At 61.6% G+C, this 9,899-nt stretch carries 11 protein-coding genes; all 11 read right to left on the bottom strand.

Features of this window, described 5'->3' with window-relative positions; all coding sequences use genetic code 11:
• A partial coding sequence (locus tag VHD36_14840) for an OPT/YSL family transporter (GenBank protein ID HVU88594.1) occupies positions 1-769 on the bottom strand: 769 nt, incomplete at its 3' end.
• Positions 770-1,046: 277 nt separating this feature from the next.
• Positions 1,047-1,922 (bottom strand): serine/threonine-protein kinase, encoded by an 876-nt coding sequence (locus VHD36_14845; protein HVU88595.1) that lies wholly within the window; start codon positions 1,920-1,922, stop codon positions 1,047-1,049.
• A gap of 218 nt (positions 1,923-2,140) precedes the next feature.
• Positions 2,141-2,992 (bottom strand): acetyl-CoA carboxylase, carboxyltransferase subunit beta, encoded by an 852-nt coding sequence (gene accD / locus VHD36_14850; protein HVU88596.1) that lies wholly within the window; start codon positions 2,990-2,992, stop codon positions 2,141-2,143.
• Positions 2,993-3,200: 208 nt separating this feature from the next.
• Entirely contained in the window at positions 3,201-3,773 is a 573-nt protein-coding gene (locus VHD36_14855; protein ID HVU88597.1) for a histidine phosphatase family protein, read from the bottom strand.
• An 84-nt stretch (positions 3,774-3,857) separates the two neighbouring features.
• Positions 3,858-4,520 carry a ribulose-phosphate 3-epimerase gene (rpe, locus tag VHD36_14860; GenBank protein HVU88598.1) on the bottom strand — a complete coding sequence of 221 codons (663 nt, stop codon included), beginning with the start codon at positions 4,518-4,520 and terminating at the stop codon, positions 3,858-3,860.
• A 426-nt stretch (positions 4,521-4,946) separates the two neighbouring features.
• On the bottom strand, positions 4,947-5,639 hold the full coding sequence (locus VHD36_14865) for an SMC-Scp complex subunit ScpB (GenBank protein HVU88599.1): 693 nt from the start codon (positions 5,637-5,639) through the stop codon (positions 4,947-4,949).
• A gap of 43 nt (positions 5,640-5,682) precedes the next feature.
• Positions 5,683-6,543 (bottom strand): sugar phosphate isomerase/epimerase family protein, encoded by an 861-nt coding sequence (locus tag VHD36_14870; GenBank protein HVU88600.1) that lies wholly within the window; start codon positions 6,541-6,543, stop codon positions 5,683-5,685.
• Between the two features lie 67 nt (positions 6,544-6,610).
• The gene (locus VHD36_14875; protein ID HVU88601.1) at positions 6,611-7,261 is read right to left on the bottom strand and encodes a hypothetical protein; all 651 of its coding nucleotides are present in this window, start codon (positions 7,259-7,261) and stop codon (positions 6,611-6,613) included.
• A gap of 614 nt (positions 7,262-7,875) precedes the next feature.
• On the bottom strand, positions 7,876-9,033 hold the full coding sequence (locus VHD36_14880; protein HVU88602.1) for a Gfo/Idh/MocA family oxidoreductase: 1,158 nt from the start codon (positions 9,031-9,033) through the stop codon (positions 7,876-7,878).
• 130 nt (positions 9,034-9,163) lie between these two features.
• Positions 9,164-9,382 carry a hypothetical protein gene (locus VHD36_14885; protein HVU88603.1) on the bottom strand — a complete coding sequence of 73 codons (219 nt, stop codon included), beginning with the start codon at positions 9,380-9,382 and terminating at the stop codon, positions 9,164-9,166.
• Positions 9,383-9,387: 5 nt separating this feature from the next.
• Complete coding sequence (locus VHD36_14890) at positions 9,388-9,603, bottom strand: transposase (protein ID HVU88604.1); 216 nt, start codon at positions 9,601-9,603, stop codon at positions 9,388-9,390.
• Between the last annotated feature and the right edge of the window lie 296 nt (positions 9,604-9,899).

The raw sequence follows: 9,899 nt of genomic DNA on the forward strand, positions 1-9,899 counted from the left end.
ATGCCAGGACGCCACCCCCGAGCATGATCGACGCAATCTTCGGTCCAATGATGTAGCCCACGCCCAACAGCTCGGGCGTCAGTGCGCCGCCGAGCATGCCGCCGCGCAGCCCTTTGCCGGCGGAATTGGTCAACGGAATGTTCACCTCGTCCTTCCACAGGTGCAGCGCCGTCATTACAAACTTGTGGATAAACGCCAGGCCAAAGCCCGTGAACACCGTTGCGGCCGTCGCCCCGCCCTCTTCACCCACGATCAGCACGTCGGCGCAAGCAGTCCCTTCCGGGTATTTCAGCCGACCATGCTGCTTGACGATGAAAGCCCGCCGTAGCGGAATCATCATCAAGATGCCGAGCAAGCCGCCCAGCACCCCCACGGTCATCACGCGCGTCAGTTCCATGTCCATGCCCAGGAGCATCAGGGCGGGAATGGTGACGCCGACGCCGAAGGCGATCGATTCGCCGGCCGAACCGGTCGTCTGCACGATGTTGTTTTCCAGGATCGTGGTGCGGCGAAAGCCCGTCAGGCGCGAGAAAAGCCGGAACAGCGTGATCGACAGGACGGCCACGGGAATCGACGCCGACACGGTCAACCCCACCTTCAGCACCAGATACAACGACGAAGCGCCGAAAATGATCCCCAGCACGGCGCCCACCAGGACGGCCGACAGGGTGAACTCGGGCATATCGGCCGAGTCTGGGACGTACGGGTCGTGGGCCGGAGGCGCGGATTGTCGGGTGCCGCGCGGCTCACTCGTGGCGGGGGCTGCCATGCAACGAGACTCCCTCAGATTCCTTGGGCGTGCGCCGGATCCGTCCGACTCGTCATTGGGCCTGCCTGGCCGGCGCTTGGCCAGCCTGGGCCGAGTGCCGCAGGGCCAGTGAAATCATTCGCGGCCGCGGCGAGCCCTCTCTCCACGCCGCTTCCGGCAGCGGCATTCTGTGGGTAAGAGTGGCGAGTTTGGGCAAGGAATGCAAGCCCTGTCGGGCCCACTAGCATGCCGGCGGCGGAATCACCACGATCAAGAGCCTCGCCCCTCGCAAGCGTCCTCAGGCCCGATCTTCCTGCTTCACGTCCCGAATCATTTGCAGGAAGGCATCCATCGAGGGGCAACGCTTATCGACCCGTTGCTCGACGCACGACATGATGGCCTTGCCCAGCACCGGGTTGATCTGGGGACGATACTTTTCGATTTCGGCCGGCGGATGCATGGCGTGCCCCATGGCTGCCCGGCCGTCGGTGCCGCGCTCCCAGGGGAGATTGAACGTGCAGATTTCGTAGGCACTCACGCCGAAGGAAAAGACATCGAGCCTCTGGTCGGTCGCCAGCCGCTTCACCAGCTCGGGCGCCATGTAATTGGGCGTTCCCGTGCGGTTGCCTGGCTGCATGAATTGCGGCGTGGCAGGCACAGTGAGACCGAAATCGATCAGCTTCAACTCCTTGCCGTCGGGCGAGACCATGAAATTGCGCGGGCAGACGTCGCGATGGATGTAGCCCGCCTGGTGAACGGCGCGCAAGGCCTCGGCCGCCTGGCGAATCAAGCTGACGCGGCGCCCGTCCAACAGAGCGCTGCGGCCGATCGTCAGCGAATTCAACCCCGGCCCGTCGATGAACTCCATCACGACAAAGGGCTCGCCCTGCAGCGTCGTGCCATGCGACAGCACGCGCACGACATTGGGGTGCGAGATGGCGGCGATGATTTCGCCTTCGAACGGTTTTTTCAACCCCTTGAAGCGAGCCTCGAACTCGGCCGTCTTTTTCGGATCGAGAATCTTCAGCCCCACGACCTGGCCGCTTTTGCGATCCTTGGCCATGTAGAACTTCGACATGGTCCCCGAGATCGCTTCACGCTGAAATTCGTAACGGCCGCGCACGTCAACGCGGCCGCCGGTGAGCACCGATTTGACGCTGTCGAGTAGACCCATGTGATGTTACGCGGACATTACGCGGACTAAGTTGCGTGCCCTACGAATTCACTCTAGGCCTTGACGGAAAACCCATCAAGGCAATGTGCGTTGGCTCCGACGTCTGTAGCCGGGCTCTTTGAGAGCCCGGTAGCATTACTGAGAGCTTCGCGTCCAAAGACCGGCCTCCCAGAGGCCAGCTACAGAAGAGGGCGCTCGGCGCCCCCAGTCAAAGCCCGTCATTTGCCGCAGAAGTCGATGGTCCGGGCGATCTCGCTTTTGAGATCCGAGCGGCGGACGATGCGATCGATAAAACCGTGTTCCAACAGGAATTCGCTCGTCTGGAATCCCTTCGGCAACTCGATCCGCATCGCGGCCTGGATGACGCGTGGGCCGGCAAACCCGATCAAGGCCCGCGGCTCGGCAAAGATCACATCGCCCAGCGAGGCGAAACTGGCGGCGACGCCGCCCATCGTGGGGTTAGTAAGCACCGAGATGAACAATCCGCCAGCGGCGTCGAAGCGCGCCAGCGCCGCCGATACCTTGGCCATTTGCATGAGCGACAGGATCCCCTCGTGCATGCGGGCCCCGCCCCCTGAACCGCTGACGATGATCAGCGGCAAGCGCTCGACCGTGGCTCGCTCGATGGTGCGGGTCAGCTTTTCGCCGACCACGGCCCCCATGCTGCCCATGATGAAGGCCGAATCGGTGACGCCGAAGGCCACGCGGCGGGCACGGATCATTCCCGACCCCACCACGGCCGCATCGCGCAGGCCGGTACGTTTCTGTTCTTCCTTTAGCCGCTCGCGATACGGCTTTTTATCGGCAAAGGCCAGCGGGTCGACCGGCTCCAGCTCGTCGAACCATTCCTCGAAAGTCCCCTCGTCCAGCAATTGCCGGATCCGCTCCTGGGCGGGAACGTACCAGTGGTAATCGCACTCGGGACAGACCCCCATCCGCTTGTCGGCTTCTTTGCGGAAGATAGTCCGCTGGCAGCCGGGGCAGCGTTTCCAAAGCCCCTCAGGGACACCCCGTTTGGGATGTTTCACGCTGGGTTGCTCGGCCTGAACGTCAGACTTCCCACTGGTCAAGGGAACGCTCCCGAACGTCGATGGCGAGGTTTCTGGAGTCATGGCAGTTTGCCAATCGTAGCAGGTTCACCCCATCGTGTAAGCCCGAGTATCAGGGGCATGCCTCGGGGCGGAACTCGTCGGTTTGCAGGTGGCCGCCGGGCAGCCAGCCGCGAAACCGGACCGGTGAATTACCGGCTGCCGGCCCCTTAGATGCCGCCGGCAGGGCCTAGGAAACCTTCTCGGGCGAGATTTCCAGCAGTTGCCAGTCGCCGTGGCAGGCCGAGGCTTGCCACAAGTCGCCGACTTTCCCCTGGCACAGCCGGGCTTTCACGAGCGACCCCAGCGGCTCGGGAATCACAAGGGCGATGACCCCTTCGCGGTGACGTTTGAGCAGCTTTTCCAGGATCCGGTCCACGCGCTCGGTCGCTTCGCCCAGCGTTTCCCCCTGGGGAGGCCGCACCGACTCAGGCTGTTCCTGAAATTGCCGATAGATGGTCGGCTGGCGGCGTTTTACCTCGTCGATGCACATCCCCTGCCACAGCCCCTGGTTGACGTTCTGCATACCGCGCAGCGGCTTGAGCTTGACGTCCAAGGCGTCGGCGATCGCCGTGGCCGTCGCTTGGGCCGACTGGCACATCGAGCAGTAGATGGCGCTGATGTCCCGGTGCGCCAGCTCCTTGGTCAGGCGCGCCACCTCGTCTTTGCCGTGCTCGTTAAGCGGCACGTCCAGGTCGCCCTGAATCCGCCCTTGGTCGACGTAGTCGGTCGCACCCGGGCGAACCACGATGATTTTCAACATGGTGTTGTTTTTCTGTACCGTCTTTTTAGTTGTGCATCTCGAGAGTGCCGTTGCCCGCGTATGTGCGGCGCACTCACTGCCTGTTCAATTCTTGCGCACCGCGACCCGTGCCTTCTCCTGCAGGCCGCCGATGGCGGCGCGATAATCCTTCGCGTGAAAGATTCCCGACCCCACGGAATACAGCTGCGCGCCGGCCGCCGCCGCCGCAGCGATCGTTTCGCCGTGAATTCCGCCGTCGATCTCCAACAGCGGCACTGTTCCTGGTCGATCGCGCAGCGCGCGAAGCTTTTCCAAGGCCACCGGCTCGAACGCCTGTCCTCCGTAACCAGGGTTCACACTCATTACCAGCACCGAGTCGCAGTGCGGCAGGCAGTGCTCGATCGCCGAAACAGGCGTCGGCGGATTGAACGCCAATCCGGCCGCCGCGCCGCAAGCGCGAATCTGTTGCAGCACCGCCGCGGCGTCCTTCGTAGCCTCAACGTGGATCGTCACCAGGTCGGCGCCCGCCTTCACAAAGCGTTCGACGTACCGCTCGGGCCGATCGATCATCAGGTGCGTCTCGATCGGCAACTGCGTCATCTTCCGCACCGTCTCGACCACCACGAAGCCGTACGAAATATTGTCGACGAACAGCCCGTCCATCACGTCCAAGTGCAGCGCCGGAACTCCCGCCGCTTCGACGCGCGCCACCTCATCGGCTAAATGGCCGAAGTCGCACATCAGCAGCGACGGCAGTATGCCCGGCACGCTGGCGCGCAATTTCTGAACTACGGATTGCGGGGTTAAACGCATAAGCGCATAGAGCGAACACGCCTGGGCATGTTCGGAGGGGGGTGCAACAGCCGATCCAGCTCGATAGATCACCGGGCACACGTCTTGGTGTGTCCGCCGATGGGGAAGGCAAATGGGGGGCAGTTAGCGAACGCCTGTGCAGGAGCCGGTGTGTACCCTGGGCATTCTCGGTAGCACGCGAACCATCATGGCCACGCACAGGCGCGATTCTAGCAGATTTCTGTAGTTGCTGTTAGCACGACAATTTAACCTGCCGTGCAACCCAAGATGCAATAATGACTTACGATTGCCAACGTCGTTAAGTTGACCTCTTTGAAGGCGCGGCGATCTCGGATAATCAAGCCCTCGCCGGCGCACGTGATCAATCGTCCGACGCGGCGTCTACCGCTGATCGACTTCCTGGCTGCGTGGCAAATCTTCGAGACTTTCCAACCCAAACAACTCCAGAAACCGGCTGGTGGTCGAATAACGATTCTCGCGCGGCTTTCCTGCGGTCCGCTCGACTTTCAACAGTTGCCGACGCACAAGCTGCAGCAAAATGGCGCCGCTGGGACGGCCGCGGGTCCGCGCGATTTCTTCACCGCTGATCGAGCCGTTGTACGCCACCAGGGCCAATACCTCGATCGCCGCCTGCGACAGCCGCGCCTGCCGCACGCGCCCCAGCACACGGTCGCGCGCGGACGCGAACTCCGGCAATAGCGTCAGGGCATAACCCGGCCCGCGACTCTCGATCGTGTAAGGGCAGGCGTTGCGCGCGTATTGCTCGTTGAGATCGCGAATGATCTCGTCAACCTCGGCCGCGTTGACCCCGCGCATCAGCCCCGCCATCTGCTGGCTGGTGAGCGGCTCGTTCTGCGGATGGCCGACGAACAGCATCGCCTCGACGATCGCGCGCGGCGTCACCTCGGGGCCGGCATCGCCGGAGCTTTTGCCGGTAGAGGTTTTCTTGGCAGGGGCCGCGGGCTCATACGGATCCTCGCCGCGCGAAACCAACTCGGCAAAACCGGCGTTCAGGGCCGCCAGATCAAGCCCCTGATCCTCAGGCTGCGTCAGCGGTTCTTGGCGAGAGTCCATTCTGCATTTCGTGGGCGATTGGCAAGGCAGCCGCGGCCATCAATCACACCGTTGCCGCGGCGCGTTTCTTCCACTCGCTCTTCATGAAGTTCAGCCCGTCTTGCGCGAGTTGTTCTTCCGTCTTGAACATGCGGCGCCAGATCTTGGTCGCGGCGGCCAAGGCCGGCAGCGCCATGCCAAAGGCCTCGATCATCAGCCAGCCGTCGTAGCCCACCTCGTGCAGCATGTCGAACGTCTGGGCCCAGGGAATGTTCCCTTCGCCCGGCGTGCCGCGGTCGTTTTCCGAAATGTGTACGTGGACCGTCTGCGGCGCGCAAACTCGGATGGCCTCGATCGGATCCTTTTCTTCGATATTGGCATGAAACGTGTCGTACATCATGCGGCAGCGCGGATGATCGACCTCCTTGACGAAGCGCACGGTGTCGGCGGCGCTATTGAGCAAATAGCACTCGAAGCGGTTCAAGTATTCGACCGCCAGCGTGACGCCGCACGCCTCGGCATGCTCGGCCACTTGCCGCATGCTATCGACGGCCCACTTCCACTCGTCGCTCGTGGGACCCGCGCCCGAGACATATCCCAGCGCCGAATGACACGGTCCGGCCATGATGGTCATGCCGGCTGCCTGGCAGCATTCCAAAGCGAGCTTGTTGTTGGCCACGCCGGCGGCGCGGATCTTGGCGTCGCCCGAAGCAGGATTGTCGTCCACGCCGCGACACGTCACGGCAGTGCGCGCGAGCCCCATATCGTCGAGCCATAATCCGATCGCGGCGAACTTGTCGGGATTCAGGTCGAAGACCGGCGCCTCGATGCCGTCGTAGCCCATCCGCTTCAGCTTCTCGACGACCGGCCGATGCTCCTCGGTGAGATTATCGGTCCACAACAGCAGGTTCATCCCAAACTTCATTACTGGCTCCTGATCCGATTTCTCGCTCTTGCCGTTTTCGCTTGTCGCGCCGCCCAGCGTCCTGTCGTCATGCAAGGGGAGTCAACAACTCTTCGTGCCGGGCGGCAACCTCGCGCCGGGCCTGGGGCAGGAACTCTTGCAACCGTTCGGGCAGGGCCGGCAAACGCACGCGACGCATGACCTGATTCAAGCGGAACAACAGTGTCGCATCCTGGGCGTAGTCCGACAAGAATCTTTCCCGGGCAAAGAGCGGAATCATTCCGGCCAGCCGCACGGCCCGCCGCGTGGCCATCCGATTCACCGCCCCCTCAACGACCGCGGGATCGATGCGATCCAGGGCATCGTAATATCTTGCCAGCACGTCCGGATGTCGCGTAATGAGCTCGGCGTCGAGCAGAATCTCGACCAGAATATGCCCGAGAAAGCTGGGGCGCATCCCCTCGTCCGGCGCGAGCAAGTCGCGCAACTGGGCCGTGAACCGCCACGATAATTCCGCAAAAACGGCCGAATTATGAAACCAGGCATCGTCGGCGTGATGCCGCGCGATGCCGCGGGCCAGAGCCGCCACGCGCGGATCGGGATCGTTGAGCCACGGCTCGGCCTGACGGGCCCGCACCCGTACGCCGCGGTCCGAAACATTCAACCAATCGGGCACCGCCGTGCCGGCCAGAAACCAGGGATCGTCGACAAAGGCGTAGCCGTGCGCGAAATAGTTCATCGCCGGTATTGTACGCAGGCGAGCGTGGCCGCGCGCGGCAGTTGAGTTCGAACACTCGCATCCGGCGTTGACGTGTCGCATTGAGCCCCGGCAGGGGCGCCATCGTGTAGCCGTGGGCGCCAGCCCACGGAATCGATCGCACAGAAACGCTGCAGAGCCGCGCAAGCGGCGACATCAATCACAAAGAAATCGCTCCTCAAATTCGATTCCATGCCGTCGCAGCAGTTCATCGGAACGCATGATCCCGCCAAGATAGCGATACAATTCATCGGACCACGCATAATCGATGAGAGGAGCACGCGATTTCGTGCTGAAGACGACGTGGAACAGCAGATTCGTGAACGTGCCCGGCATGAGTCGACGATGCCGCCCCTTGCGGGGCTTCTTGCAGTTTCTCTGCTATTCTTTCCGTGGGCTCGCGCCCACGGCTACACGCCTTCGCCGCTGATGCGGCTTCGGACGCCGACACACATCACCTTACATAATCTAACGCCCGGGCCCGTGTTCCGTTGGCGGCCTACAGCATACCCCCCCGAGCGCCTATGCTCCCCTGGGTGGAAAAAGCATGGCGTACGCGCTACAACGCGGCACGATTGGATGGTTTTGTCAAGCGCTCACACAATCTCGACCCACTGACCACTTTTGGCGCTTGCCAGCACCGCATCGCAAACTTTTTGCGTGCGCAGCGCCGAGCGGAAGTCGGGCTGCACCGGCTTGCCCGTTTCCAGGCCAGTGAGGAAGTCGGCCAGCGCGTTGATGAACGTGTGTTCGTAGCCGATCGTGCAGCCGGGCACCCACCATTTGTCCATGTACGGATGCTCGAAGTTCGTGACGTTCACGCGCTGCCAGCCGGTCAAATGGCTTTCGATCTTCGCGCCGGTTTTGGGATCGGCGTATTTGAAGTACTGCAAGATGTGCGGATCTTCCAGATCGAAGAACACGCTGCCGCGCTCCCCGTTCAGCTCGAACGTGTTGTAGTTCTTGCGACCGCGGGCGTAACGCGTGCTCTCGAACGTGCCCATCGAACCGTTGGCAAAGATCGCCAGGAACATGCAAGCGTCGTCGATCGACACTGGCTGTTTCTTACCGGTTTCGGCATGCATGCGCTCCTTGACGAACGTTTCCGTCGCAGCCGAAACGCGCTTGATGGGACCATTGAGCCATTCGGCTGTGTCGATCGAATGGGCCAAGAGATCGCCGGTCACGCCCGACCCGGCCACGGCCGCATCGAGGCGCCACAACGCCGCGCCCCCCTGAGGCACGTCCTCGGCGATCGTCCAATCTTGCAAGTACGTCGCGCGATAATGGAACGGGCGGCCGATGCGCCCTTCTTCGACCACTTGCTTGGCCAGCGAAATGGCCGGCACGCGACGGTAATTGAACCACACCATGTTCGGCAGTTTGGCCTTTTCAACCGCCGTGACCATCTCTTCGCCTTCGGCGACGTTCATCGACAGCGGCTTCTCGCACAGGATCATCTTGCCCGCGGCGGCCGCGGCCAGCACGATCTCGCGATGCGTATTGTTGGGGCTGCCGATATCGATCAGGTCGATATCTTTCCGCGCGATCAGCTTCCGCCAGTCGGTCTCGTACGATTCATAGCCCCAGTTCTGGGCAAAGGCTTTGATCTTCTCCTCGTTGCGAGCGCAGCAGGCCTTGAGCACCGGGCGATGCTCGTGCTTGTAGAACTGCGCAACCTGTCGATAAGCGTTCGAATGGGCACGGCCCATGAAGCCGTAACCGATCATGCCGATGTTTAGGGGCTTGGACATGGATGCTCCGGGCGGAAATGTCGCGGCCATAATTGGCCGAATGAAAGATAAAAACGTGTTCAATTCAAACCGTAAACGCCTGACACCTGAAAGGCAATCGCCCGCCGGCTTCTTTATTCAGCCCAGCCGTTTACGGCTGGGTCCCTGATACCGCACCATCGTCGTCAACACATTCCAGCATGCGCGACAACCGTCCGCCGCGATGATGTTCCTCTTGGCGGTCAATGTAGCGGCTGACCGCGGGCAATTCATCCTCGCGCAACGTCAAGGCCCCGTAACCTTCCTGCCAATGCAATTTGAATCTTGGTTGCAATTCCTTGTTCACTCGAAAAGCCGTTGCACCTTTCAACTGGCCTATGAAGTCGCTGACCGCATCGTCGGGCTCAAACGTACGAGCAAATGGACATGGTCAGGCATGGCGTTATGGCGAATCGGCTGACCGTCGCGGGCGGAGACCTCGGCGTTCAGGATTTCCAGCAGTTGAGGACGAAATGATCGGTGGATGTGAGGATCACGGGCGTGCGTCGCCCACACAAAGTGGTAGTACAACCGATGGAAGGAATGTCCCATGATTGACCTCACATGGGCCTGAAGGCCCGCGATTCTGAGCGGGAGCGCGGTTAACGGATCCCAGCCGTAAACGGCTGGGCTATAGAAACGGGCGCGAAGCGTTGCTAGTTCGGTCTGCCAATGAGGTGCGTTACTCCTCGCTTTTTAGACATTTGAATTCAGTACTGTCCGGTTGAACTTTTTTGATTTTGTTTCAAGTAGTTGGCCAAACGCAACTTGCATTCAAGCATGAGCGCGCACGACTTCAAATTGATCGCTGAGAATGAACCACTTTGTTCCGGTTTAGTCGGGCAAAG

Source organism: Pirellulales bacterium (assembly GCA_035546535.1).
Lineage (GTDB): Bacteria > Planctomycetota > Planctomycetia > Pirellulales > JACPPG01 > JACPPG01.